Origin of the sequence: Agromyces sp. 3263 (assembly GCF_031456545.1) — a bacterium.
Classification (GTDB): Bacteria; Actinomycetota; Actinomycetes; order Actinomycetales; family Microbacteriaceae; genus Agromyces.
This window is the reverse complement of record NZ_JAVDUV010000002.1, coordinates 619917-643148: the sequence shown is the minus strand read 5'-3', so window position 1 is coordinate 643148 and position 23232 is coordinate 619917. Positions and strand designations below refer to the sequence as shown.

At 71.1% G+C, this 23232-nt stretch carries 27 protein-coding genes, 2 tRNA genes and 1 riboswitch; of the genes, 17 read left to right on the top strand and 12 right to left on the bottom strand.

Annotation, left to right across the window (positions count from 1 at the left end; all coding sequences use genetic code 11):
* The first annotated feature begins 48 nt into the window (after window positions 1-48).
* The 11 genes from gatC (at window position 49) to J2X63_RS16295 (ending at window position 9989) form a co-directional block, all read left to right on the top strand.
* Window positions 49-351 carry an Asp-tRNA(Asn)/Glu-tRNA(Gln) amidotransferase subunit GatC gene (gatC, locus tag J2X63_RS16345; protein WP_159603436.1) on the top strand — a complete coding sequence of 101 codons (303 nt, stop codon included), beginning with the start codon at window positions 49-51 and terminating at the stop codon, window positions 349-351.
* Window positions 348-1880, top strand: a complete 1533-nt coding sequence (gene gatA, locus J2X63_RS16340) for an Asp-tRNA(Asn)/Glu-tRNA(Gln) amidotransferase subunit GatA (protein ID WP_309979151.1) — start codon at window positions 348-350, stop codon at window positions 1878-1880. The genes gatC and gatA overlap by 4 nt, the downstream gene beginning before the upstream one ends.
* Window positions 1880-3400: an Asp-tRNA(Asn)/Glu-tRNA(Gln) amidotransferase subunit GatB gene (gene gatB / locus J2X63_RS16335; protein WP_309979148.1), complete on the top strand. Its 1521-nt coding sequence runs from the start codon at window positions 1880-1882 to the stop codon at window positions 3398-3400. The genes gatA and gatB overlap by 1 nt, the downstream gene beginning before the upstream one ends.
* Before the next feature lie 89 nt (window positions 3401-3489).
* A complete protein-coding gene (locus J2X63_RS16330) occupies window positions 3490-4119 on the top strand; it encodes a hypothetical protein (RefSeq protein ID WP_309979146.1) in 630 nt (209 codons plus the stop codon).
* A 67-nt stretch (window positions 4120-4186) separates the two neighbouring features.
* Complete coding sequence (locus tag J2X63_RS16325; RefSeq protein ID WP_309979144.1) at window positions 4187-5476, top strand: DNA polymerase IV; 1290 nt, start codon at window positions 4187-4189, stop codon at window positions 5474-5476.
* 30 nt (window positions 5477-5506) lie between these two features.
* The gene (locus J2X63_RS16320; RefSeq protein WP_309979142.1) at window positions 5507-5881 is read left to right on the top strand and encodes a hypothetical protein; all 375 of its coding nucleotides are present in this window, start codon (window positions 5507-5509) and stop codon (window positions 5879-5881) included.
* A gap of 88 nt (window positions 5882-5969) precedes the next feature.
* Window positions 5970-6079: riboswitch (TPP riboswitch) on the top strand.
* A 37-nt stretch (window positions 6080-6116) separates the two neighbouring features.
* Window positions 6117-6746: an ECF transporter S component gene (locus J2X63_RS16315; RefSeq protein WP_396133167.1), complete on the top strand. Its 630-nt coding sequence runs from the start codon at window positions 6117-6119 to the stop codon at window positions 6744-6746.
* Between the two features lie 2 nt (window positions 6747-6748).
* Window positions 6749-8266 (top strand): ATP-binding cassette domain-containing protein, encoded by a 1518-nt coding sequence (locus J2X63_RS16310; RefSeq protein WP_309979138.1) that lies wholly within the window; start codon window positions 6749-6751, stop codon window positions 8264-8266.
* Entirely contained in the window at window positions 8263-9042 is a 780-nt protein-coding gene (locus J2X63_RS16305) for an energy-coupling factor transporter transmembrane component T (protein WP_309979137.1), read from the top strand. Before J2X63_RS16310 ends, J2X63_RS16305 begins: the two co-directional genes overlap by 4 nt.
* A 109-nt stretch (window positions 9043-9151) precedes the next feature.
* Complete coding sequence (locus tag J2X63_RS16300; RefSeq protein ID WP_309979136.1) at window positions 9152-9727, top strand: ATP-binding protein; 576 nt, start codon at window positions 9152-9154, stop codon at window positions 9725-9727.
* A gap of 4 nt (window positions 9728-9731) precedes the next feature.
* Window positions 9732-9989 carry a hypothetical protein gene (locus J2X63_RS16295; RefSeq protein ID WP_309979135.1) on the top strand — a complete coding sequence of 86 codons (258 nt, stop codon included), beginning with the start codon at window positions 9732-9734 and terminating at the stop codon, window positions 9987-9989.
* 64 nt (window positions 9990-10053) lie between these two features.
* Here the strand turns inward: J2X63_RS16295 and J2X63_RS16290 are convergent, their stop codons facing one another.
* From J2X63_RS16290 to J2X63_RS16265, 6 genes are all read right to left on the bottom strand, one after another.
* Entirely contained in the window at window positions 10054-11307 is a 1254-nt protein-coding gene (locus J2X63_RS16290; protein ID WP_309979133.1) for a serine hydrolase, read from the bottom strand.
* Window positions 11308-11331: 24 nt separating this feature from the next.
* Window positions 11332-11679, bottom strand: coding sequence for a metallopeptidase family protein (locus J2X63_RS16285; protein ID WP_309979131.1), 348 nt, complete (start codon window positions 11677-11679; stop codon window positions 11332-11334).
* Between the two features lie 46 nt (window positions 11680-11725).
* Window positions 11726-11801: transfer RNA gene (locus J2X63_RS16280), tRNA-His, on the bottom strand.
* Window positions 11802-11844: 43 nt separating this feature from the next.
* Window positions 11845-12465: an oligoribonuclease gene (gene orn / locus J2X63_RS16275; RefSeq protein WP_159600996.1), complete on the bottom strand. Its 621-nt coding sequence runs from the start codon at window positions 12463-12465 to the stop codon at window positions 11845-11847.
* Between the two features lie 109 nt (window positions 12466-12574).
* Window positions 12575-12647: transfer RNA gene (locus tag J2X63_RS16270), tRNA-Arg, on the bottom strand.
* 30 nt (window positions 12648-12677) lie between these two features.
* The gene (locus J2X63_RS16265) at window positions 12678-13898 is read right to left on the bottom strand and encodes a cation:proton antiporter (protein WP_309979128.1); all 1221 of its coding nucleotides are present in this window, start codon (window positions 13896-13898) and stop codon (window positions 12678-12680) included.
* A gap of 137 nt (window positions 13899-14035) precedes the next feature.
* On the opposite strand from J2X63_RS16265, the gene nadE reads away from it, so the two are divergent.
* Entirely contained in the window at window positions 14036-14857 is an 822-nt protein-coding gene (nadE, locus tag J2X63_RS16260) for an ammonia-dependent NAD(+) synthetase (protein WP_309979126.1), read from the top strand.
* 33 nt (window positions 14858-14890) lie between these two features.
* Here the strand turns inward: nadE and J2X63_RS16255 are convergent, their stop codons facing one another.
* From J2X63_RS16255 to J2X63_RS16245, 3 genes are all read right to left on the bottom strand, one after another.
* Window positions 14891-15535, bottom strand: a complete 645-nt coding sequence (locus J2X63_RS16255; RefSeq protein ID WP_309979124.1) for a hypothetical protein — start codon at window positions 15533-15535, stop codon at window positions 14891-14893.
* A gap of 101 nt (window positions 15536-15636) precedes the next feature.
* Window positions 15637-15930 (bottom strand): hypothetical protein, encoded by a 294-nt coding sequence (locus J2X63_RS16250; protein ID WP_309979122.1) that lies wholly within the window; start codon window positions 15928-15930, stop codon window positions 15637-15639.
* A gap of 115 nt (window positions 15931-16045) precedes the next feature.
* Entirely contained in the window at window positions 16046-17053 is a 1008-nt protein-coding gene (locus J2X63_RS16245) for an aldo/keto reductase (RefSeq protein ID WP_309979120.1), read from the bottom strand.
* Between the two features lie 201 nt (window positions 17054-17254).
* Here J2X63_RS16245 and ssb point away from each other — a divergent pair, with 201 nt between their 5' ends.
* The 4 genes from ssb (at window position 17255) to J2X63_RS16225 (ending at window position 20523) form a co-directional block, all read left to right on the top strand.
* A complete protein-coding gene (ssb, locus tag J2X63_RS16240; RefSeq protein WP_309979118.1) occupies window positions 17255-17788 on the top strand; it encodes a single-stranded DNA-binding protein in 534 nt (177 codons plus the stop codon).
* Between the two features lie 80 nt (window positions 17789-17868).
* Window positions 17869-18357, top strand: a complete 489-nt coding sequence (locus J2X63_RS16235; RefSeq protein ID WP_309979115.1) for a DUF6993 domain-containing protein — start codon at window positions 17869-17871, stop codon at window positions 18355-18357.
* 5 nt (window positions 18358-18362) lie between these two features.
* Window positions 18363-20045 carry an energy-dependent translational throttle protein EttA gene (gene ettA, locus J2X63_RS16230; RefSeq protein ID WP_309979112.1) on the top strand — a complete coding sequence of 561 codons (1683 nt, stop codon included), beginning with the start codon at window positions 18363-18365 and terminating at the stop codon, window positions 20043-20045.
* Between the two features lies 1 nt (window position 20046).
* Window positions 20047-20523 (top strand): thioesterase family protein, encoded by a 477-nt coding sequence (locus tag J2X63_RS16225; protein ID WP_309979109.1) that lies wholly within the window; start codon window positions 20047-20049, stop codon window positions 20521-20523.
* Window positions 20524-20525: 2 nt separating this feature from the next.
* Here the strand turns inward: J2X63_RS16225 and J2X63_RS16220 are convergent, their stop codons facing one another.
* Genes J2X63_RS16220 through J2X63_RS16210 form a run of 3 tightly spaced genes read right to left on the bottom strand, consistent with a single transcriptional unit; the run spans window position 20526 to window position 22457 of the window.
* A complete protein-coding gene (locus J2X63_RS16220; RefSeq protein ID WP_309979107.1) occupies window positions 20526-21047 on the bottom strand; it encodes a hypothetical protein in 522 nt (173 codons plus the stop codon).
* Window position 21048: 1 nt separating this feature from the next.
* A complete protein-coding gene (locus J2X63_RS16215) occupies window positions 21049-21540 on the bottom strand; it encodes a Rieske (2Fe-2S) protein (protein ID WP_309979105.1) in 492 nt (163 codons plus the stop codon).
* A gap of 35 nt (window positions 21541-21575) precedes the next feature.
* On the bottom strand, window positions 21576-22457 hold the full coding sequence (locus tag J2X63_RS16210; RefSeq protein WP_309979103.1) for an acyl-CoA thioesterase II: 882 nt from the start codon (window positions 22455-22457) through the stop codon (window positions 21576-21578).
* Between the two features lie 92 nt (window positions 22458-22549).
* On the opposite strand from J2X63_RS16210, the gene J2X63_RS16205 reads away from it, so the two are divergent.
* A complete protein-coding gene (locus tag J2X63_RS16205) occupies window positions 22550-23230 on the top strand; it encodes a hypothetical protein (protein ID WP_309979101.1) in 681 nt (226 codons plus the stop codon).
* Window positions 23231-23232: the final 2 nt, after the last annotated feature.

Sequence of the window (23232 nt, the reverse complement as noted above, 5' to 3'; positions counted from 1 at the left end):
CCCCACCGATAGAATCGCTTCATCCCCATCCCGACACGACGGAGCAGCATGTCCGAAATCAATGCGGAGCAGGTCGCGCATCTCGCGAACCTCGCCCGCATCGCGCTCACCGAGGAAGAGATCGAGCACCTCACGGCGGAGCTCGGCCAGATCATGCAGGCGGTCGAGAAGGTGAGCGAGGTGGCCACGCCCGACGTGCCGCCGACGAGCCACCCGATCCCGATGCACAACGTCTTCCGCGACGACGTGGTGGGCGACAACGTGCTCACGGTCGACCAGGCGCTCGCGGGCGCCCCCGAGTCCGACGGCTCGCGCTTCGTGGTGTCGGCGATCCTGGGGGAGGAGCAGTGAGCGACCTGATCCGCCTGTCCGCCGCCGACCTCGGCCAACGCCTGGCCGCCGGCGAGGTCTCGTCGGTCGAGGCCACCCAGGCCCACCTCGATCGCATCACCGCGGTCGACGGCGCCGTGCACGCGTTCCTCCACGTGGACACCGAGCGCGCCCTCGCGACCGCCGCGGAGGTCGACCGGCGCCGGGCGGCCGGCGAGGAGCTCGGCCCGCTCGCCGGCGTTCCCATCGCCATCAAGGACGTGCTCGTCACCGAGGGCATGCCCTCGACGGCCGGCTCGCGCATCCTCGAGGGGTGGATCCCGCCCTACGACGCCACGCCGGTGCGGCTCGTCCGCGAGGCCGGCCTGGTCCCGCTCGGCAAGACCAACATGGACGAGTTCGCGATGGGCTCCTCCACCGAGCACTCCGCGTACGGCCCGACCCACAACCCGTGGGACCTCGAGCGCATCCCCGGCGGCTCGGGCGGCGGCTCCGCGGCATCCGTCGCCAGCTTCGAGGCGCCGCTGGCGCTCGGCTCCGACACCGGCGGCTCGATCCGCCAGCCGGCGCACGTCACGGGCACCGTCGGCGTGAAGCCCACGTACGGCGCCGTCAGCCGCTACGGCTCGATCGCGCTCGCCTCGTCGCTCGACCAGATCGGCCCCGTCACCCGCACGGTGCTCGACGCGGCCCTGCTCCACGATGTGATCGCGGGGCACGACCCCCATGACTCCACGTCGATCCCCGACGCGTGGCCGTCCATGGCCGATGCGGTGCGGCGGGCGGATGTCGCGGGTCTGCGCATCGGCGTCGTCAAGGAGCTCGACTCCGACGGCTTCCAGGCGGGCGTGCGGCAGCGGTTCCACGAGTCGCTGGAGCTCCTCGAGCGCAACGGCGCCGAGATCGTCGAGGTCTCGGCCCCGCACTTCGAGTACGCGATCGCGGCGTACTACCTGATCCTCCCGGCCGAGGCATCCTCCAACCTGGCGAAGTTCGACTCGGTGCGCTTCGGCCTGCGGGTCACGCCCGACGGCGGCGGCACGGTCGAGCAGGTCATGGCCGCCACGCGCGAGGCCGGGTTCGGCCCCGAGGTGAAGCGCCGAATCATCCTCGGCACCTACGCGCTGTCGGCCGGCTACTACGACGCGTACTACGGCAGCGCGCAGAAGGTGCGCACCCTCGTTCAGCGCGACTTCGACGCCGCGTTCGCGAACGTCGACGTGCTGGCCACACCGACCGCGCCCACCACCGCGTTCAAGCTGGGCGAGAAGCTCGACGACCCGCTGGCGATGTACCTCAACGACGTCGCCACTATCCCGGCGAATCTCGCGGGCGTGCCCGGCATCTCGGTGCCCGCCGGCCTGGCGCCTGAAGACGGCCTGCCGGTCGGCATCCAGTTCCTCGCGCCAGCGCGCGAGGACGCCCGCCTCTACAACGTGGGCGGCGCACTCGAGCGGCTGCTGCTCGCCGAATGGGGCCGGCCCATCCTCGACGGGCTCCCCGACCTCAGCACCCATGAACTGCTCGCGACCGAGGAGGGCGCCGTCTGATGGCCCGCGCAGAACTGATGGACTACGACCGGGCCCTCGAGCTCTTCGAGCCGGTGATCGGCCTCGAGGTGCACGTCGAGCTGAACACCGAGACGAAGATGTTCTCGCCGGCGCCCAACCCGGCGAACTCGAAGTACCATGGCGCCGAGCCGAACACGCTGATCACGCCCGTGTGCCTGGGCCTGCCCGGGTCACTCCCCGTGGTGAACGGCGATGCGGTGCGCTCGTCGATCTCGCTCGGGCTCGCGCTCGGCTGCTCGATCGCCGCGTCGAGCCGCTTCGCGCGCAAGAACTACTTCTACCCCGACCTGGCGAAGAACTACCAGATCTCGCAGTACGACGAGCCCATCGCCTACGAGGGCTCGGTCGAGGTCGAGCTGCCGAACGGACGGGTCTTCCAGGTGCCGATCGAACGTGCGCACATGGAGGAGGACGCCGGCAAGCTCACGCACGTGGGCGGCTCGACGGGTCGCATCCAGGGCGCCGAGTACTCGCTCGTCGACTACAACCGCGCGGGCGTGCCGCTCGTCGAGATCGTCACCAAGCCGATCTTCGGCGCCGAGGCCGACGCCCCCGAGCTGGCGAAGGCGTACGTCTCGACGATTCGCGACATCGCGATCTCGCTCGGCATCTCCGAGGCCCGCATGGAGCGCGGCAACCTGCGCTGCGATGCGAACGTGTCGCTCCGGCCGCGTGGCGCGGAAAAGCTCGGCACGCGCACCGAGACGAAGAACGTGAACTCGTTCCGGTCGATCGAGCGTGCCGTGCGGTACGAGATCCAGCGCCAGGCGGCGATCCTCGCCAAGGGCGGCACGATCACGCAGGAGACCCGGCACTGGCACGAGGACACCGGCACGACGAGCCCCGGACGACCGAAGTCCGACGCCGACGACTACCGCTACTTCCCCGAGCCCGACCTGCTGCCCGTTGAGCCGTCGCAGGAGCTCATCGAGCAGTTGCGCGCCGAGCTGCCCGAGCCGCCGGCGGCGCACCGTCGCCGGCTGAAGGCGGAGTGGGGCTTCACCGACCTCGAGTTCCAGGACGTGCTGAACGGCGGCCTGCTCGTCGAGGTCGCCGAGACGGTGGCGGCCGGTGCCTCACCGGGGGCGGCCCGCAAGTGGTGGACCGGTGAGCTCACCCGCGTCGCGAACGCGAAGGGCACGGATGCCGCGTCGTTGGCCACGCCCCAGCAGGTCGCCGAGCTGGCGGCGCTCGTCGAGGCCGGCACGCTCACCGACCGGCTCGCCCGCCAGGTGCTCGAGGGCGTCGCCGCGGGCGAGGGGTCGCCGCAGCAGATCGTCGACGCCCGCGGGCTCGCGGTGGTCTCCGACGACGGCGCCCTCGTGGCCGCGATCGATGAGGCGCTCGCGTCGCAGCCCGACGTGCTCGCGAAGATCCGCGACGGCAAGGTGCAGGCGGCCGGCGCGGTCATCGGCGCGGTCATGAAGGCGATGCACGGCAAGGCGGATGCCGCGCGCGTGCGCGAGCTCGTGCTCGAGCGGGCGGGTGACGGCGCCTAGCCTGTCGCCCACCGGCCCGGCGACTCACAGCGGGCTTGCTGCTGCCGCCCATAGATTGGGTGGTCCCCTGAGCGATTGACGAGGACACCATGGGCTTCTTCGACCGACTGTTCGGCGCACCCGACGAGCGACCCGCGCCGCCCTCGCGGCCGGCGCCGCCGCAGCGACAGCTGAGCGAGGATGAACTCGCCATCGAGCGCTACCGCTACCTGCTGCGCACGGCACCGCCCGAGTCGATCGAGGCGGTCCACGCCGAGGCGTTCGCGAAGCTCACACCCGAGCAGCGCCACCAGGTGTACCAGTCCCTCGCCGAGCAGGCGCCACCCGGTGAGCGCATTGCGTCCGAGGATCCGACGACGTTGGCCCGCGCGGCCACCCGGGCCGAGATGCGCCAGCCGGGCACGATGGAGCGCACCTTCGCCGGCACGTCGGCCAATGGCCGACCCATGCAGGCCGGCCCCTCCATGGGCGCCATGATCGGCAGCTCGATGCTCGGCACCATCGCGGGCGTCGTGATCGGCTCGGCCATCGCGCAGGCGTTCCTGCCCGACGCCTCGAGCTTCGACGCGGGCGCCGACGCGGGCGATTCAGGGGCGGATGCCGGTGGCGACGCGTCCGCCGACGGCGGCGGGTACGACGGAGGCTACGACGGCGGCGGCTATGGTGGCGACTTCGGCGGTGGCGGCGGCGACTTCGGTGGCGGCGACTTCGGGTTCTGATCCGCCGTCGACGAGCCGATGGCAGCCCGTTGCCGTCGATGACGGCGGCACGGGTTAGGGTCGCACCATGAGCAAGCAGGACGGCTCGTCGAGGCAGGTCACCAGCGGCCCCGTCGACGATTCGGCGACCCCGATCCTGCACGTCGACATGGACGCCTTCTTCGTCTCCGTCGAGCTCCTCTCCAGGCCCGAGCTCCGCGGCAAGCCGGTGCTCGTCGGGGGCACGGCGGGCCGCGGGGTCGTCTCGGCTGCGAGCTACGAGGCGCGCCGCTACGGCGTCAATTCGGCGATGCCGATGTCCATCGCCCTGCAGCGCTGCCCCAACGCGATCGTGCTGCGGGGTGACTACGCGAGCTATGCGAGGTACTCGAAGCAGGTCATGGCGATCTTCGAGCAGCTCACGCCGCTCGTGGAACCCCTCTCGATCGACGAGGCATTCCTCGACGTGTCGGGCGCCCGGCGCCTGCACGGCAGTCCGGCCGAGATCGCGTGGACCATCCGCCACCGCGTGCACGCAGAGACCGGCCTCACCTGCTCGATCGGGGTGGCCGCCACGAAGTACGTCGCCAAGGTGGCCTCCAGCCGTGCGAAGCCCGACGGGATGCTGGTCGTGCCGGCCGCGCAGACCATCGAGTTCCTGCACCCGCTTCCGGTGTCGGCGCTGTGGGGGGTCGGCCGGGTCACTGAGGAATCACTGACCCGCCTGGGGCTGCGAACCGTCGGCGATGTCGCGGCCATGCCCCACGACGCGCTCGAGCGCTCCGTGGGGCCGGCGCTCGCGGCACAGCTCAGCAGGCTGGCGAACGGCGTCGACCCCCGTGACGTGCACACCACTCGCGTCGAGAAGAGCATCGGGCACGAGAACACGTTCGGGCACGACCTCGTCGACCCCGTCGAGATCCGCCGGGAGCTCCTGCGGCTCTCGAGCAATGTGGCCGTGCGACTGCGCAAGGCCGGGCTCGTCGGCCGCACCGTGACGCTCAAGCTGCGCTACGGCGACTTCCGCACGGTCACGCGTTCGCGCACGCTCGCGGAGCCCACCGACGTTGCGCGCCGCATCTACGACGAGGCGTCCGACGCCCTCGGTGAGCTCATCGGCGATGGCGCCCGCGTGCGCCTCATCGGGGTGCGCGCAGAGCACCTCGGCCCGTCGGGAAGCGGCGCGATGCTGTGGGACCCCGACGAGGAGTGGCGCGACGCCGAACGCACGATCGACGAGGTCACCGCCAAGTTCGGAACGGGCGCGGTGCGTCCGGCCACACTCGTACGCCCGGCCGCGGAACGTCGCGGCGGACGCGCTCGGCCCGGCCCCGACGACGACGAAGCCGCTGCTGCGGCCGCCGGGTGGGGCTGGTAGCACGAGGCATCCGCGAGTAGCGTGGCTCGCATGGCTGAACTCGTTCTGGACCTTGCAGGAACCGTCTCCGGTGTCGGCGTGAAGACGTCCTACGGCGAGGCGGTCGACATCGATGGCACGAAGGTGATTCCCGTCGCACTCGGCGCCTATGGATTCGGCGGTGGTGGCGGCACGACGGACGCCGACGCCGGCACGGGCGCGACCGGTGGCGGCTCACGCGAGCTCCACGGTCAGGGCAGCGGCGGTGGCGGTGGCGGCATCTCCATTCCGCTCGGCGCATACGTCGGCCGCCGTGGCGAGGTGCGCTTCGAGCCGAACCTCATCGGCCTCATCCTCGTCGCCACCCCGTTCGTCTGGGTGACCGGTAAGGCGTTGAAGGCGATCATCCGCGCACTGAAGCACTGATCGCCGGGCGGCCGCCGGCCACTTCGTCGGTCAAGGCGCGTCCCACAGCCTCATCACGTCGCCGCCGGCGTACGCGAGCGTATACTCTGATGTCGAACACGGGAGTCCGGTGAGCCGGGCTGAGAGGAAGGTTCTCAACCTTCGACCGTCGAACCTGATCTGGGTCATGCCAGCGCAGGGAGGGCAGCGCATCTCGAATCCCGTGCCTCTTTCCTCGAACTGAAAGGGCACGACAGTGCACGCAACCGTCACTTCCACCTCTTCCGCCGTGCGCCCCGGTGCGCGACGACTCCGCTGGCGGGTCGTCGACATCGTGGTGGCGAGCGTCATCGGCGTCGCCGTCGGCGTGGTCTTCTGGGCCTGGGGCGTGGTCTGGGGTCCCATCTCCGCACCCGTCGAGGCATTGCTTCCCGGCCTGCAGGCCGCACCGGCGGCGGTCTGGCTCGTCGCCGGCGTGCTCGGCGCGCTCGTGATCCGCAAGCCCGGCGCGGCCGTCTACACCGAGCTCGTCGCCGCGATCGTCTCAGCGCTCATCGGCAGCCAGTGGGGCGGCCTGCTCACGATCGAGGCCGGCCTCGTGCAGGGATTGGGGGCCGAGCTCGTCTTCGCGATCTTCCTCTACCGCAACTGGCGGCTGCCGGTCGTGCTGCTCGCCGGTGCAGGGGCCGGTCTGGCGATGGCGATCAACGACCTGGTGCTCTGGTACGCCGGAGCGGCGCCGACCTTCGCGATCGTCTACGCGATCTCGGCCGTGGTCGGCGGCGCGCTCATCGCCGGCGGCCTGTCGTGGCTCGCGGTCCGCGGGCTGGCGCGGGCGGGCGCGCTCGACCGGTTCGCCGCGGGACGCGAGCTCCGGGCGGTCTGACGATGGCGACGCTCGACGCGTCGACGCATCCGGCGGCCGTGACCGCCCGGGGCTGGGGCTGGCGCCACGGCGGACGACGCGATGCGGCCGTGCACGCCCTCGACCTCGAGATCGAGCCGGGGGAGCGGGTCCTGCTGCTCGGCGCCTCCGGTTCGGGCAAGTCGACCCTCCTGCACGGCATGGCGGGTGTGCTCGGCGGAGACGATGAGGGCGAGTCGGTCGGCGAGCTCCTCATCGACCGAGTTCCCGCCTCCGCCGCCAGGGGGCGCGCCGGTCTCGTGCTGCAGGATCCCGACGCGCAGGTGGTGATGGCGCGGCTCGGCGATGACGTGGCCTTCGGACTCGAGAACCTGGGCGTGCCACGAGGCGAGATCTGGCCACGAGTCGGTGCCGCACTCGAGGCGGTCGGCCTCGACCTGCCCTTCGACCATGCGACGACCGATCTCTCGGGTGGGCAACGCCAGCGATTGGCACTCGCCGGCGTGCTCGCGATGCGCCCGGGCCTCATCCTGCTCGACGAACCAACGGCGAACCTCGATCCGGCGGGCGTGCGTGAGGTGCGCGACGCCGTCGGGCGGATCGCCGACGACACCGGTGCGACGTTGGTCGTCATCGAGCACCGCGTCTCCGTCTGGCTGCCGCTGGTCGATCGCATCGTCGTCCTCGGCCCCGACGGAGGGCTGCTCGCCGACGGCCCTCCCTCCGATGTGCTGTCCGCCCGGGCCGCCGACCTCCGCGCCGCCGGCGTGTGGCTGCCCGACGAGGTGCCGTGGCATGCGCCCCGGCCCGAGGCCTCGTCACGGCATCCGCTGCTCACCGCCGTCGGGCTCGACGTCGCCCGCGTCGCCCGGCAGCCCGTGCTGCGCGGCGTCGACGTCCAGGTCGACGCGGGCCGCATCCTCGCCGTCACCGGTCCCAACGGCGTGGGCAAGTCGACGTTGGCCCTCACGCTCGCGGGGCTCCTCAGACCCGATGCCGGTGTGCTGCGGCCCGATGCCGCGCTGGCGAACGGGGTATCCGGCGAGCCATGGCGCTGGCGCTCGCGCGACCTGCTGGCTCGCATCGGCACGGTCTTCCAGAGCCCCGAGCACCAGTTCATCACCGGCTCCGTGCGCGCCGAGCTCGAGGTCGGGCCTCGGGCACTGCGTCGCCCCGAGTCCGAACGGCGGTCGCGGACCGACGAACTCCTCACCGCACTGCGCCTCGAGGGGCTGGCCGAGGCCAACCCGTTCACGCTCTCCGGGGGCGAGAAGCGGCGCCTCTCGGTGGCGACGGCCATCGCCAGCCGACCGCGCATGCTCGTGCTCGACGAGCCCACGTTCGGTCAGGACGCGGGGACGTGGCGCGAACTCGCCCGGCTCATCGTCGGGCTTCGCGACCAGGGGGTGGGCGTCGTGGCCGTGACGCACGATGAGCCGTTCGTCGACGCCATCGCCGACGACCGCCTCGAACTCGGGCGCGACATGGCTGGCACCACCGTGGCGCCGTCGCCGCCGTCACGACGGGAGCCGGGCCGATGAGCATCGCCGCGGTCCGGCCCGGCCTGCCGCTCGCGACGGTGAATCCCGTCGCCAAGGTGGCCGCCACCGTGCCCCTGAGCATCGTGCTCGTCCTCACCCTCGACGTGGTCTCGGCGACGGTCGCGATCATCTGCGAGATCGTGCTGTTCACCGCCGTCGGCCTTGGCGGGCTGCTCTGGTCGCCGCGCACGCTGCCGGTGTGGCTCGCAGCACCGCTCACCGGTCTCAGCATGGTGCTCTACGGCGCTCCGTCTGGCGAGGTCCTCTGGGACTTCGGCGTGATCCACATCACCGAGGGATCGGTGCAGATCGGGCTGGCGACGACCGCGCGCGTCATCGCGATCGCGCTGCCGGCAGTGGTGCTGTTCCTCACCATCGACCCCACCGATCTGGCCGACGGCCTCGCGCAGACCCTGCGGCTGCCGGCCCGTTTCGTGCTGGGGGCGCTTGCTGCCCTGCGCCTCGTCGGGTCCTCCGTCGACGACTGGCGCACCCTGCGGCTCGCCAGGCGAGCCCGGGGAATTGGCGATCGCGGCGCGATCGTGCGCGGTCTCGGCCAGGCGTTCGCCCTGCTGGTGCTCGCCATCCGGCGGGGGAGCACACTCGCGACCGCCATGGAGGCGCGGGCCTTCGGGGCGCCCGGCCCGCGCACCTGGGCGCGAGCGGCGAAGTTCGGTGGCATCGAATGGCTGGTCATCGCCGCCGGATGCCTCGTGGCGGCGGTGTCGGCCACCGCGGCCGTCGCCACAGGGAGCTGGAATGTCATCTGGTCCTGACGGCGGCCATCGTGCCGGTGGCCCCGACCCGGGACCGATCACCGCAGGGGACCGACCCGATCGAGGTGGCGAGCCCGCCGCGTCCGCGCTTCGCGCGGTGCGTGCGGCCGTGCGCGGCATCCGGAACCCGCTCGTGCTCATCGACGGACCCAGCGGTGCAGGCAAGTCCACGCTCGCCGACGCGCTCGTCGAATGCTGGCCGGGGCGACCGCCGCAACTCGTGCGCCTCGACGATGTGTACCGCGGGTGGTCGGGACTCGAACGGGCCGGGGTGGAGCTCTCGCAGACGCTGGTGCGTCCGCGCGCCCGCTCCCAGGTGGGTCGGTGGCGACGCTGGGACTGGGTGAACCAGCGCCCCGGTGCGCGCGAGCACGTTCCTCCCGGCGAAGCACTGATCGTCGAGGGGTGCGGCGCATTCGCGGCGGGAAGCTCGGCTCGCTCGGCGCTGCGGATCTGGGTCGATGCGCCCGACGCGCTCCGCAGGCGCCGCGCCCTCGACCGTGACGGCGGCGCCTACGACCCGTACTGGGAGACGTGGGACCGCCAATGGCGGCACTACGTGCACCGCACCGTGCCGGCCGTTCGCGCCGATGTGCGATTGCGGGCCGCACCCGACGGGCGCACCGAGCCTCGTCCCGACCCGGGCGCGGCTCCTGTGCACCTCCGTTCGCGCGGGCTAACGTAGTGGCATGAGTGCAGACGCAGCAGCAGAGTACGTCGCCGAGTTCATCGACGGGCCGCTCGAGGGCGAGTTCGAGCATCGAGTCCTCGTCGGCGGCAAGCCCGAGTCCCGCGTCGGCATGCTGGCAGCGGTCGACGGCCTCGAATCGCTGTTCTGGTACGACGCCGTCGACGAGCGCGAGGTGAACGGACAGGTTCGCGTGCGGTTCCGCTTCGACGCGGGCGACTCCGATCCCGTCGAGTTCGACGAGGACGACAACGACTGACGCGGTGACGGTCGCCGTCCGAGTCGCTGTCGGATCGGGGAGTTCCGGGTTCCGCGGTCGGTGGTCAGCCGTCCTGTGCGTCGAAGAACGCGGCGATGAGGGTCGACGGGTTCGTCAGACGCCAGATCGGCCCCGGGTCGCGGATGTCGCCCGAGAGTTGCAGCGGTGACGCGATCTCGCCCGTCGCCGTGGGCACCGCGACTCGGCCGACCTCGCGTCCGTCGGGTGCCGTCGAGAACGGATCCACGGTCACGGATGCCGCGCCGAACGCCTCGCCCCACGGTGCATCCGTGCGGTCGACCGCCGCGACGAGCTCGGCCTCGTCACCCCACGGCGCGCGCACGGCCGCGTACGGCGTGCCGGCGGCGATCACCGTGACCGGGGCCGACGCCGCCGACGCCGACTCGACCGCCGCGACGATCGCGGGGTCGAGCGTCTCGTAGTCGGGCATCAACAGCATGGCGCCCGTGACGCGCCGGGGGCCCTCCGCGCCGTCGGCCGCGGGAAGCTCGGCGGTGTACACGTAGCTCAGGCCGGCTTCGTCGGTGAAGCTGCGGGTGATGGCCCTGGCTGCACCATCGCTCGAGCGGCCGACCAGGTCGGGAACGTTCCGCGCCCCGACCGGCGCGGCGTCGGGATCCTCCAGCATCGCCGCGAGCTCGGGGTCGGCGGTCACCATGGCCGCGAGTCGCGCGAGCTCGTCGGCCGAGCCGACGTTGTCGCCCGAGAGCCCGGTGGCGTCATCGACCTTCGTCGACGTGAAGCCCTGTTCGGCGAGCCAGGCGTTCGCGGCCTCGACGTAGGGCTCGACACCGCCGAACGCCCAGCGTACGAGGGTGTCGGCATGGTTGTTGCTGGAGGCGAGGAGCACCGCGCGCACCACGTCGCGCTCGGACCAGGTCTCCCCGGGCGACACCTGCAGTGCACGGGACCCCTCGCCGGAATAGCGCAGGTAGTCGGTGTAGTCCTCAGGGCCGATGGGAATCGCCGGTCCGGCGGCGTCGGCGGTGAGCGGCAGTGAGTCCAGGGTCACGAGCAACGTGACCATCTTGGCGGCGCCGCCGATCGGCACCGCAGCCGGATCGCCGGCGGTCGCGACCACCTGGCCGGTCCCCTCATCGTCGACGACCGCGAGGGCGCTGGAGCCCGCCGCCGGCAGCGCGACCGGTGGGACCTCGGTTGCCGCCGCACTCGCGGCATCCACGTCGACGGACACCTCGGGCAGCGGGCCGAGGAGCATCGCAGGCCCGTAGACGCCGAGACCGAGGATGGCGAGCGCGCCGACGACGATGCCGGTGATCCGGCCGGGGGAAACCATGGAATCAGCGTAACCCGGGCGGGTTCACGCCCAGCCCAGGTCGTGCAGCCGGTCGTCGTCGATGCCGTAGAAGTGGGCGATCTCGTGCACGAGGGTGATGTGGATCTCGTCGCGAAGTTCACGCTCGTCGTCGGCGATCGCAAGCAGGGGCTCTCGGTAGAGGATGATCCGGTCGGGCATCTCGCCCATGCCGTAGCGATCACGCTCGGTCAGCGCGTATCCGTCGTAGAGGCCGAGCAGGTCGAGCGAGCCGTCTTCGGGGCGGTCCTCCACGACGAACACGACGTTGTCGAGACCCTCGATCATGTCGTCGGGGAGGAGGTCGAGTTCGTCGACGACGATCGCCTCGAAGGCCTCCGCATCGAGTTCCACGGCGACTCCGATCCGCGTCGGCTCCGATCGGAGGCGGGAGAAGACTTGGGGTGAGTAACGGGGCTTGAACCCGCGACCTCCTGGACCACAACCAGGCGCTCTACCAACTGAGCTATACCCACCATGTGTCGACCGCCGGGGCGATCAGGCAACTCAAAGAGACTACTACACCTTGGCGTCGAACTCGTCCACCACGGTGGCCGCCAGCGCCTGGAGGTCGTGGCTCGACGGTCCCGGCTCGGCGACGAAGATCGCGCGGCGGTAGTAGTGCAGTTCACGGATCGACTCGAGGATGTCGGCGAGGGCCCGGTGGCCGCCGTTCTTCGCGGGGGAGTTGAAGTACGCCCGGGGGAACCAGCGCTTCGCGAGCTCCTTGATCGAGGAGACGTCGACGTTGCGATAGTGCAGGTGCGCGTCGAGTCGCGGCATGAACTTGGCGATGAACGACCGGTCGGTGCCGATCGAGTTGCCCGCCAGGGGAGCCTTCTGCTCCTCGGGCACGTGCTTGAGCACGTACTCGAGCACCTCGTACTCGGCTTCGGCGACGCTCACGCCGTTGGGAATCTCCTCGATCAGGCCCGATTCGGTGTGCATCGCTCGCACGAACTCGCCCATGTTCTCGAGGGCGCTCGCATCGGGCTTGATCACGATGCTGAGCCCCGGATCCACCGGGTTCAGGTCGTAGTCGGTGATCACGACGGCGATCTCGACGAGTTCGTCGGCCTCGAGGTCGAGGCCGGTCATCTCGCAGTCGATCCAGACCAGACGGTCGCTCGGGGTTGCCATGCCGCGAGTCTACCGGGGCCGTCGGACAGGAGCCCGACGGACGACGCCGGTGACCGGTCGGCATCACGCGACCTTCGTGCGCAGGGCCGCTCGGCGGGGCCCATGAGGGTGCCCCCGGCAGGAATCGAACCTGCGACCGACAGATTAGAAGGCTGCTGCTCTATCCGCTGAGCTACGGGGGCCGACCCCGCAAGCATAGCGGTCGACGCCGATCAGCCCTCGGTGGGCACCTCGACGTCGTCGCCTTCCGCTCCTGCGGAGGCCGCGGGCGCACGTCCGCGCACGGTCAACGCCACGAGCGGGAACGCCAGCACGGAGAGCATGCCGGCGCCCACGAGCGCGGCGGCGGTGCCGCTCGGCAGGTCGCCCTGGTCGACGCCGATGGCGGTCACGGCGACGATGATGGGCAGGCCGGTGGCTCCGAAGAAGGCGGTCGCGACGAGGTCACGGCGGCTCGAGCCCGCCGGTGCGGCGAGGAGGGACGGCAGGCCCCGGACGACGAGGAGCATCACGACGCCGAGCACGAGGAGCGCCATGGTCCACGGGTTGGCGAAGAGCGCGGCCAGATCGAAGGTCACGCCGGTGTAGATGAAGAAGATCGGCACGAGGAATCCGTAGCCCAGGGCTTCGATCTTGCCTTCGACGATCTCGACGTCGTGGCGTGGCGCACCCGAGAGGAGCAGCCGGTAGAGCACGCCCGCCGTGAAGGCGCCGAGCAGCATGTCGAGGTCGAGGATGACGCTCAGTGCGACGAGCGCGACGAGGACCAGCACGACCAGGCGCACCGCGAACTGGCCGCTCGTGTGCAGGGTGGCGGTGATGATGCGGTGCATGCGACGGCCCGCACCCCGGGCGGCCAGCCAGATCGCGCCGGCCGCGACGAGCGCGAACGCGGCGAGCACCAGCGCCCCGATGAGCGGCGAGCGACCGCCGAGGAAGATCGAGATCGCGAGCAGTGGCCCGAACTCGCCGATCGCGCCGAGCGCGATCACCGCGACGCCGAACGGCGTCTTCAGGTCGCCTGAGTCGCGGAGCACCGGCATGATCGTGCCGAGGGCGGTCGAGGTCAGCGCGATGGCGATGAACACGGCGGCCGACGGGTGGATGGCGAACGTCACGGCGATGCTGAAGGCGGCGACGAGGGAGATGATCCAGCCGATCGCCGCTCGCGTGATCGGGCGCCCGCGGATCGCGGCGAAGTCGATCTCGTTCCCGGCGAGGAAGAAGAGCATCGCCAGCCCGAACTCGGAGAGGAACTGCACGAAGTCGTCGGGCACGATCCAGCCGAGCACGGCGGGGCCGAGGAGCAGGCCGAGCAGGATCTCGAACACCACCAGTGGGATCGCGACCCAGCGGGCGAGCCCCCGCACGAGCAGGGGTGCCGCCACCGCGATCGCCGGCACCAGCACCAACGTGCCGATCGACACGTCCATGGTCGCACCCCCGCATTCCGGCGCCACCGTCCTGCGCCTGCCGCGATGCTAGCGGAGCGAGGAGGTCCCGGCCGGATGCGGCACGACGACCACGTCGATGTTGCCTCTGCGAAACATCCCGGCGGTATCGTCGAGACATGCGCGACCTGCAGGCGAGAATCATCGCGGAACTGAATGTCAGCCCCACCATCGACCCCGCCGAGCAGGTGCGTGCTCGGATCGACTTCCTCAAGACCTACGTGCGGACCACCGGTGCGAAGGGGTTCGTGCTCGGCATCAGCGGCGGGCAGGACTCGACGCTCGCCGGCTTCCTCTGCCGGATGGCGGCCGAGGAGCTCGTGGCCGAGGGCCGGCCCACTCGCTTCGTGGCCGTCCGACTGCCCTACGGCGTGCAGCGCGACGAAGCCGATGCGCAGGCGGCGCTCGACTACATCCGGCCGCCCGAGACCGTCGTGTTCAACATCAAGCGCGGCGTCGACGGGCTCGCCGCCGAGTTCGAGGCCGCCGTGGGCGAGCCCGTCAGCGACTTCGGCAAGGGCAACGTCAAGGCCCGCATGCGCATGGTGGCGCAGTACGCCCTGGCGGGCGAGGAGGGGCTGCTCGTGGTCGGCACGGATCACGCCGCCGAGGCCGTCACCGGGTTCTTCACGAAGTACGGCGACGGCGGAGCCGACATCCTGCCCCTCACCGGCCTCACGAAGCGCCAGGGCCGCGCGATGCTGCGCCACCTCGAGGCGCCCGAGCAGCTGCACCAGAAGGTGCCGACCGCGGATCTCCTCGACGAGATTCCCGGCCAGGCCGACGAGGCGAACCTCGGCCTGACGTACCACGACATCGACGCCTACCTCGAGGGCGGGGACATCGACCCCCAAATCGCCGAGCGCATCGAGGCGCGTTTCCTGCAGACGCGCCACAAGCGCGCCGTGCCGGTGTCGATGTTCGACGACTGGTGGATCTGAGCGTCAGCTCTCGGGGCCTGCAGCCTTGAGGCCTTAGGCGCGCGCGTCGTCGAGCGTCGCCGTGGGCGCCGTGTCGGTCGAGCGGACTCCGGCGTCGATGGTGGCCGCGGATTGGTAGCGCTCGTGGTGCTGCTCGGCGACCCAGGCGTCCTGCGCCTCGACCGCGACGACCTCGGGCTCCTGCCGCTGCGTGCGCCAGCGCACCAGGTCGTTCTGGAACTGCTTGCGGGCGCGCGAGGGGCGGCGCTCCCAGTCGAGCATCCGATCACGGAACTCCACGACGGCCGGATCGAGCTGGTAGCCGAAGGTCGCAGAGGCGCGCTTCAGCTCATGCAGCTGGTGGGCCGCCCAGTTCGCGGCCACGTCGGAGCCGCGGATCGGCAACAGTCGCACCAGGATGTCGGCCTGGCCCACGGTGCGGTCGGCCAGGACCTGCTCCTGCGGCGTGAGCGAGTTCCAGACGGAGGCCTCCGTCGCGGCGTCGACGAGTGCGGCGATGGCCGCGGTCTTCGCCTCGCGGTCGCGCTGGGCGACGACGCGGCGGATCGCCGCGGACGCGATCCACGCCGCGAGGAGGCCGGCCGCGAGGACAGCGACGAAGAGCACGATGCCCGCGTACACGGTCGGCCGAGCCGCACTCGAGGTGAGCCAGGAGATGAGATCGTTCCACCACTGCATGAGCGCAGGCTACCCGTGGCGGGCGGCACGTCGTCCGAGGCTCGACGGCGTGGCCGCAACCTCGCGCGCCCCGAACGACGCCGCGATGACGGGCGCGCTCGTCATCGGAAGCACTCCGCGGCATCCGTCGCCGACCAGAATTCCCCGAGCTCCATCGAGCGGATGCCGCCCCCGACGAGCCGTCGGGCGACGTAGCGGTCGGCGTCGTCGTGGCGGCGTCGCTCGATGTGGCCCAGCACCGGCCCGTGCGCGCGGCAGACCCGCCAGAGGCCCGGACCGACGGCCGTGACCGTCAGGCCGGGCACTGGGGAGAGGATGTCGCGTGGCACGGTGAGCTCGGCGTCGGTGCGCACGGTCTCGGTGAGCACAGCTTCGATGAGCACGGTGGCGGGCATGTCGCTCCTCTTCGTCGTGCAGCCGGCCCTGCGTCTGACGCGAGGCTACGGCCGGCCACCGACATCGAGACGCTCCGTGCATGAAGCGGACTCGCCGCCACCGTGCGGCGCGAGGTCAGCCGAGCGCGGTGCCGTGCGCGGCGAAGGGCTCGATCCGGGCGATCTCCTCGGCGTCGAGCGGGGCCGCGTCGAGGGCGGCCACGTTCTGCTCGAGCTGCGCCACGCTGGACGCGCCGATGAGCGCGCTCGCGACGAGCGGCTCGCGGAGCACCCAGGACAGCGCGAGCTGGGCGATGCTCTGCCCGCGTTCCTTCGCGATCGCATCGAGCCCCCGCACCCGCTCGAGGTACTCGTCGCTGATCTTCTCGGCTGACAGGAACCGGCTGGTCGCGGCCCGGGAGTCCGCCGGGACGTCGCCGGAGAGGTAGCGGTCGGTGAGGAGGCCCTGCGCGAGCGGCGAGAAGACGATGCTGGCCGCGCCGACCTCCTCGAGCACGGGGAACAGCCCTTCCTCGATGTGGCGGTCGAACATCGAGTAGCGCGGCTGGTGGATGAGCAGCGGCACCCCCTCGGCCTCGAGGGCGGCCGCGGCGGCGCGCGTCTGCTCGGGCGAGTAGTTCGAGATGCCCACGTAGAGGGCCTTGCCCTGGCGCACCGCGCTCGCGAGCGCGCCCATGGTCTCCTCGACGGGCGTCTCGGGGTCGGGACGGTGGGAGTAGAAGATGTCGACGTAGTCGAGTCCGAGGCGTCCGAGGCTCTGGTCGAGCGACGACAGCAGGTACTTGCGCGAGCCGAAGTCGCCGTACGGGCCGGGCCACATGTCGTACCCGGCCTTCGACGAGACGACGAGCTCGTCGCGGTAGGGCGCGAGGTCGGTCGCGAGCATGCGGCCGAAGTTCTCCTCGGCGCTGCCGGCGGGAGGGCCGTAGTTGTTGGCGAGGTCGAAGTGCGTGATGCCGAGGTCGAACGCCCGGCGCACGATGGCGCGCTGCGTGTCCCACGGGCGGTCGTGGCCGAAGTTGTGCCAGAGGCCGAGCGACAGTGCGGGCAGCTTCAGCCCGCTCCGTCCGACCCGGTTGTAGCGCATGCGATCGTAGCGTTCCGAAGTGGCGACGTAGGTCATCTGACCACTCTATGGCGACGTCTCGTCCTCGACAGGGCCGGCCTGCGGTCCGCTCGCCCCCGATGCATCGACGGCTGACCCGGATGCCGCGTGGGGACGCGATCCTGATGCGACGCGGCATCCGGGGCATGGTCCGGCACGAGCAGCTCCGGATGCCGCGAGCCGTCGATTCGCGGCGGCGCAGACTCCGAGGAGCATGACATGACCGACACCATCACCGTGACCGGCGCGGTGGGCAGCGACCCGCGGGTGCACGTGACCAGCCAAGGACTCGCGATCACCTCGTTCCGGCTCGCGTCGACCCGGCGCTACTTCGACCGGGCGAAGGGCGCCTGGGAGGACGGGGAGACGAACTGGTACACCGTCTCCGGCTTCCGCCAACTCGCGAACAACGCCGCCATCTCCATCCGCAAGGGCGACCGGGTGGTCGTGCACGGACGCCACCGCCTCCGCGCCTGGGACAACGGAGAGAAGTCGGGCACGGCCATCGAGATCGAGGCCGAGGCGATCGGGCACGACCTCACCTGGGGCACCACGGTGCTCACCAAGGTGCGGCGGGAGCCGGCACCCGACACCGAGGCCGGCGGCTCGTCCGAGTCGAACGCGTGGCCCGGCTCCGAAGGCGTGGTGCTGCCGGCCGGTCTTGGATCCGTGGCGGCGGATGAGGGCCTCGACGACCTCGCCGAGGACGACGACATCGACGCCGGCGAGGCGCAGCTGGCGAGTGCCGTGTGAGGGCGTTCGCGACCGCTCGATCCGTGCACCCACCCCATAGACTCGGCTCGGGCGGTCGCACCGCCGGATGAGGGGGAGCGATGGCACGGCGGGTTCCGAGGATCGCGGTCTCGGCGTTGGCCGGGGCCGCGCTGGTTGTCGCCCTCGCCGCCTGCACGGGCACTCCGCCCGACCAGCCCTCCGCGTCGGCCTCGCCGAGCACTCCGGCGACCGTACGACCGACGCCGAGCGCACCGCCGACGCTCAGCCCGCAGCTCTCCGCGTCGGAGAACCTTCCGTACTTCGACGGCGTCAACACCGCGGTCGTCGCCGGCAAGGCCGACGCGGGCGGCCGGGACTTCATCGATGCGCTCGTCGCAGCGGGATTCGACAAGTCGCAGATGGAGGTGACGGCGGACCGCACCAGCGTCGACCTGCAGGCCGACTCGGTGCAGTTCGCGGTGCTGTTCCAGGGCGAGTGCCTCGTGGGTCAGTACGGACCGGCATCCGGCGGCTACCACAGCGCCGTACGGCCGCCGCTCGGCACCGGCGGCTGTCTCGTCGGCGAGACGCGACCCATAGACTGGTAGGCGACATGGCGGATTACATTTACTCGATGGTGCGCGCCCGCAAGGCGGTCGGCGACAAGGTCATTCTCGACGACGTGACGATGGCGTTCCTCCCAGGGGCCAAGATCGGCGTCGTCGGCCCGAACGGTGCCGGAAAGTCCACGATCCTGAAGATCATGGCCGGACTCGACCAGCCCTCCAATGGCGAGGCGAAGCTCACCCCCGGCTACTCCGTCGGCATCCTCATGCAGGAGCCCGTGCTCGACGAGACCAAGACCGTGCTCGAGAACGTCCAGGAGGGCGTCGGGCCGATCAAGGCGAAGGTCGACCGCTTCAACGAGATCTCGCTCGCGATGGCCGAGCCCGACGCCGACTTCGACGCGCTGCTCGCCGAGATGGGCACGCTGCAGGAGGCGATCGACGCCGCCGACGCGTGGGACCTCGACTCACAGCTCGAGCAGGCGATGGACGCGCTGCGCTGCCCGCCGGGCGACGAGCAGGTGTCCGTGCTCTCGGGCGGTGAGAAGCGCCGCGTGGCGCTCTGCAAGCTCCTGCTGCAGAAGCCCGACCTGCTTCTGCTCGACGAGCCCACCAACCACCTCGACGCCGAGAGCGTGCTCTGGCTCGAGCAGCACCTCGCGAAGTACCCCGGCGCCGTGCTGGCCGTCACCCACGACCGGTACTTCCTCGACCACGTCGCGGAGTGGATCTGCGAGGTCGACCGCGGCCGGCTCTACCCCTACGAGGGCAACTACTCGACCTACCTCGAGAAGAAGCAGGAGCGACTCACCGTCCAGGGCAAGAAGGACGCGAAGCTGGCCAAGCGCCTGGCCGACGAGCTCGACTGGGTCCGCTCGAACGCGAAGGGCCGCCAGGCGAAGTCGAAGGCGCGCCTCGCCCGCTACGAGGAGATGGCAGCCGAGGCCGATCGCACGCGCAAGCTCGACTTCGAGGAGATCCAGATCCCGCCGGGCCCGCGCCTGGGCGACATCGTCCTCGAGGCGAAGAGCCTGAAGAAGGGGTTCGGCGACCGCGTGCTCATCGAGGGCCTCAGCTTCACGCTCCCGCGCAACGGCATCGTCGGCATCATCGGCCCGAACGGCGTCGGCAAGTCCACGCTCTTCAAGACGATCGTCGGCATGGAACCGCTCGACGACGGCAAGCTGAAGGTCGGCGAGACCGTCAAGATCTCCTATGTCGACCAGTCGCGTGGCGGCATCGACCCGAACAAGACGCTCTGGGAGGTCGTGTCCGACGGGCTCGACTACATCCAAGTCGGCAAGACCGAGGTGCCGAGCCGCGCCTATGTCTCGACCTTCGGCTTCAAGGGCCCCGACCAGCAGAAGCGGGCCGGCATCCTCTCGGGCGGTGAGCGCAACCGGCTGAACCTCGCCCTGACGCTCAAGCAGGGCGGCAACCTCCTCTTGCTCGACGAGCCCACGAACGACCTCGACGTCGAGACGCTCTCGAGCCTCGAGAACGCACTGCTCGAGTTCCCGGGCTGCGCCGTCGTGATCACCCACGACCGGTGGTTCCTCGACCGCATCGCGACGCACATCCTCGCCTACGAGGGCACCGAGGAGAACCCGTCGTACTGGCACTGGTTCGAGGGCAACTTCGAGGCGTACGAGGCGAACAAGATCGAGCGCCTCGGCGCGGATGCCGCGAAGCCGCACCGTTCCGCCTACCGCAAGCTCACGAGGGACTGACGTGCGGCTGCACGTGCCGACGCCGCTGCGGTGGTCCGATCTCGACGCGTACGGCCACGTGAACAACGCCCGGATGCTGAGCCTCCTCGAGGAGGCCCGCATCCAGGCGTTCTGGGTGAGCACCGACACGCCCGAGCATGCGGTCGGCGCCTCGACCGCGGTCATCGACGCCTCACCCGGCGCGAGCACGATCACGCTCATCGCCCGGCAGGAGGTCGAGTACCTCGCGCCGATCCCGTATCAGCGCCAGCCGCTCGACGTCGAACTCTGGATCGGCCACATGGGCGGTGCGAGCCTCGACGTCTGCTACGAGGTGTTCTCACCAGACGGCGTCGAGCCGCGGGTGCTCTACACCCGGGCCATCACGACGATCGTGCTGGTCGACACCGAGACCGAGCGTCCGCGTCGCATCTCCGACCGCGAGCGAGCGGCGTGGGAGCCCTACTTGGGCGAGCCGCTCGCGTTCCGTCGTCGCTGACCTCAGCGGTCGAGCGGCACGTCGCTGTACGAGCCCTCCCACACGGCGCGGCTGCCCGACTCGCCGATCTGCACGATCGTCCACGTCGCGCCCGCCGTCGCGGCCACCGCGGCGATGGTCAGCACGACCCCCACGGCGACGCGGATGGCGCGCGACGGGCGGCGCGGCGCGGCATCCGTCGCCTGTGAGGCAGCCAGTCGTTCGACGACGGCCCACGCCGCGATGAGCACCGCCACGACGAGCAGTGCCCAGAGCCACGGCACGATGTCCTCGCCCTGCGTCGTGTGCTCGGCGATCAGCGGCGCAGCAGGCACGCGAGCCTGCAGCCACTCGCCGGCCTCGATCGTCACGAGGCCGAGCGGCAGGAGCAGGGCCGCCGCGACGAGCACCGGGATCCAGAGCACGCGACGCGCAGCGGGCCAGGCGGCGATCACGATGAGCGACAGGCCGACCAGCGGTGTGAGCACGATGACGGCGTGCACGAGCAGCACGTGCAGGGGCAACCCCGCGAACGTGTACTCCACGTCAGGAGGCCGCGACGATGCGGTCGCCCGAGACCGCGACGGGGATCGCGGGAAGCGGCTCCAGCGCGGGACCGTTGAGCACGTCGCCCGTGGCGGCGTCGAACTTCGACCCGTGGCAGGGGCAGTCGAACTCATCGCCGGAAGCGGCCACGATGCAGCCCTGGTGCGTGCACACCGCGCTGAACGCCACGACCTGACCTGCGGTCGGCTGCGCGATGAGGGCGGGCTCCCCGTTGATGGTGGCATCGATGCTGCCGCCGACCGGCACGTCGGCAAGGGCCGCGATGTCCTCACCGACGGCGGGCGCGTCTGGGGCGCCGGTCGTTCCGGTCACCGGCTCGTCGGTCACGCTCGGCGCCGCCGATGTCGGCTTCGACGAGCTGGCATCGGGATCGCCGGGAGCACACGCCGCGAGCGCAAGCACGCCGCCGAGCGCTCCGGTCGATCCGACGGTCAGGACGGTGCGCCGGGTGAGGTGTGAGGACGTCGTCATGGCCTGCTCCTTCGTTCGGTCGAGTGACTCGGGCGTCAGCCGCGCGGGTCGGACTCGGGGACACGGATCATGCCCTCCTGGGCGACGCTCGCGATCAGCACGCCGTCGCGCGTGTAGATCCGGCCGAGCGAGAGCCCGCGTCCGCCACTGGCCGAGGGCGACTCCTGCGTGTACAGCAGCCATTCGTCGACCCGCGCGTCGCGGTGCCACCACATCGCGTGGTCCAGGCTCGCCACCTTCAGGCCGGGAGTGGCCCAGGCCACGCCGTGCGCCCGCAGCACCGGCTCGAGGATCGTGTAGTCGCTCGCGTAGGCGAGAGCGGCGCGGTGCTGCTTCGGGTCGTCGGAGAGGGTGCCGACCGCCTTCATCCACACGGCCTGGCGCGGCACGCGGTCGCCGTCGACCCTGAGGTACACGGGAGACGGGATGTGGCGCACGTCGAACGCCCGCTCGCTCGACCAGTATCGCGCGACGTCGTGGTCGACGTGGCCGAGCACGTCGGCGGTCGACGGCAGCGATTCGGGCTCGGGGAGGTCGTGCGGCATGTCGACCTGGTGCTCGACGCCGTCGTCGTGCGTCTGGAACGAGGCGATGAGCGACAGGATCGGCTCGCCGTGCTGGTACGCCTGCGTGCGGCGCGTCGAGAACGACCGCCCGTCGTGGATGCGGTCGACGGAGAAGGTGATCGGGTGCTGCACGTCGCCGGGCCGCAGGAAGTAGCCGTGCATCGAATGCACGGTGCGGTCGGACGGCACGGTGTGCATGGCGGCCACGATGGACTGAGCGAGCACCTGCCCGCCGAAGACCCGGCCGAGCGGCATCCACTGCGACGGCCCCGTGAAGATGTCCTCGGTGGTGCGGGCGCCCGTGTCGGTGAGGTTGAGGGTGCTCAGCAGGCCGTCGATGGGACCGTTCATCGTTCCTCCGTGTCATGGGGGCGGCCGCGGGACGACGCCGAAGACGCCGACGTCAGGGGGCGCCGGCGCTCCCTTGGTAGTTTAGACAGCAGATGGTTCAACAACTCACGCTCGCCGACAGCCTGTCGCTCGGTGACCTGCACACCTACCTGCAGCGCGCCGGGCGCGTCGAGGACGGTTCGGTGCGCCTCGTCGCCGGTTCCGGCATCCTCGCGGTCTACACGGCGATCCTGTATCCGCGCGGCATCCTCGACGAGAGCCCGACGGTCCTCGGGCTGCGCACCTTCGCCCTCTTCGAGACCGAGGACTTCGACGTGGTCGTGCCGATGCGGTCGCTCGTCGAGCGCATCGTTCGCGCACGCTCCGAACTCGCGGACGACGACGAATCGCGTCCGGTCACGATGACCCGGCCGCCCGAGGTGAACACGGTCACGTGGGCGGGCATCTCACCGCCCAGGGGTGGCTGGCGCCCCCTCGGCGAGACGGATGCCGCGACCCTCGAGGCCGCCGCACGCGCGGGCATCGACGAGGTCGCGACGGCCATCCCCGAGGGCACCGGCGAGCAGCTGGTGCAGCGCGTGCGCTCCGAGGTGTGGGGACGTGGCGTGCAGGGACTCGAGTACGTGCCCGCCGGTGCGGCATTCGGTGCTTACAGCCTCGGGTTCCTCGGCGACGACCCGGTGCGGCTCTTCGAGACGGGCCCGTGGACGCGCCTCACGTCGCGGCGCGGGCACGTGCTCGTGCGGCGCAAGCCCTGGACGCTCAAGGCGTAGGC

Excerpts from the sequence above, each read along its gene's own strand:
- J2X63_RS16295 (WP_309979135.1), top strand. The coding sequence starts at position 9,732 with ATGAGTGCAGACGCAGCAGCAGAGTACGTCGCCGAGTTCATCGACGGG.
- J2X63_RS16245 (WP_309979120.1), bottom strand. The coding sequence starts at position 17,053 with ATGACCTACGTCGCCACTTCGGAACGCTACGATCGCATGCGCTACAAC.
- J2X63_RS16265 (WP_309979128.1), bottom strand. The coding sequence starts at position 13,898 with ATGGACGTGTCGATCGGCACGTTGGTGCTGGTGCCGGCGATCGCGGTG.
- J2X63_RS16320 (WP_309979142.1), top strand. The coding sequence starts at position 5,507 with ATGGCTGAACTCGTTCTGGACCTTGCAGGAACCGTCTCCGGTGTCGGC.
- J2X63_RS16290 (WP_309979133.1), bottom strand. The coding sequence starts at position 11,307 with ATGGTTTCCCCCGGCCGGATCACCGGCATCGTCGTCGGCGCGCTCGCC.
- ettA (WP_309979112.1), top strand. The coding sequence starts at position 18,363 with ATGGCGGATTACATTTACTCGATGGTGCGCGCCCGCAAGGCGGTCGGC.
- J2X63_RS16215 (WP_309979105.1), bottom strand. The coding sequence starts at position 21,540 with ATGACGACGTCCTCACACCTCACCCGGCGCACCGTCCTGACCGTCGGA.
- J2X63_RS16305 (WP_309979137.1), top strand. The coding sequence starts at position 8,263 with ATGAGCATCGCCGCGGTCCGGCCCGGCCTGCCGCTCGCGACGGTGAAT.
- gatB (WP_309979148.1), top strand. The coding sequence starts at position 1,880 with ATGGCCCGCGCAGAACTGATGGACTACGACCGGGCCCTCGAGCTCTTC.
- J2X63_RS16210 (WP_309979103.1), bottom strand. The coding sequence starts at position 22,457 with ATGAACGGTCCCATCGACGGCCTGCTGAGCACCCTCAACCTCACCGAC.
- orn (WP_159600996.1), bottom strand. The coding sequence starts at position 12,465 with ATGGCAACCCCGAGCGACCGTCTGGTCTGGATCGACTGCGAGATGACC.
- J2X63_RS16325 (WP_309979144.1), top strand. The coding sequence starts at position 4,187 with ATGAGCAAGCAGGACGGCTCGTCGAGGCAGGTCACCAGCGGCCCCGTC.
- nadE (WP_309979126.1), top strand. The coding sequence starts at position 14,036 with ATGCGCGACCTGCAGGCGAGAATCATCGCGGAACTGAATGTCAGCCCC.
- J2X63_RS16330 (WP_309979146.1), top strand. The coding sequence starts at position 3,490 with ATGGGCTTCTTCGACCGACTGTTCGGCGCACCCGACGAGCGACCCGCG.
- J2X63_RS16235 (WP_309979115.1), top strand. The coding sequence starts at position 17,869 with ATGGCACGGCGGGTTCCGAGGATCGCGGTCTCGGCGTTGGCCGGGGCC.
- ssb (WP_309979118.1), top strand. The coding sequence starts at position 17,255 with ATGACCGACACCATCACCGTGACCGGCGCGGTGGGCAGCGACCCGCGG.
- J2X63_RS16250 (WP_309979122.1), bottom strand. The coding sequence starts at position 15,930 with ATGCCCGCCACCGTGCTCATCGAAGCTGTGCTCACCGAGACCGTGCGC.
- J2X63_RS16310 (WP_309979138.1), top strand. The coding sequence starts at position 6,749 with ATGGCGACGCTCGACGCGTCGACGCATCCGGCGGCCGTGACCGCCCGG.
- gatC (WP_159603436.1), top strand. The coding sequence starts at position 49 with ATGTCCGAAATCAATGCGGAGCAGGTCGCGCATCTCGCGAACCTCGCC.
- J2X63_RS16255 (WP_309979124.1), bottom strand. The coding sequence starts at position 15,535 with ATGCAGTGGTGGAACGATCTCATCTCCTGGCTCACCTCGAGTGCGGCT.
- J2X63_RS16205 (WP_309979101.1), top strand. The coding sequence starts at position 22,550 with ATGGTTCAACAACTCACGCTCGCCGACAGCCTGTCGCTCGGTGACCTG.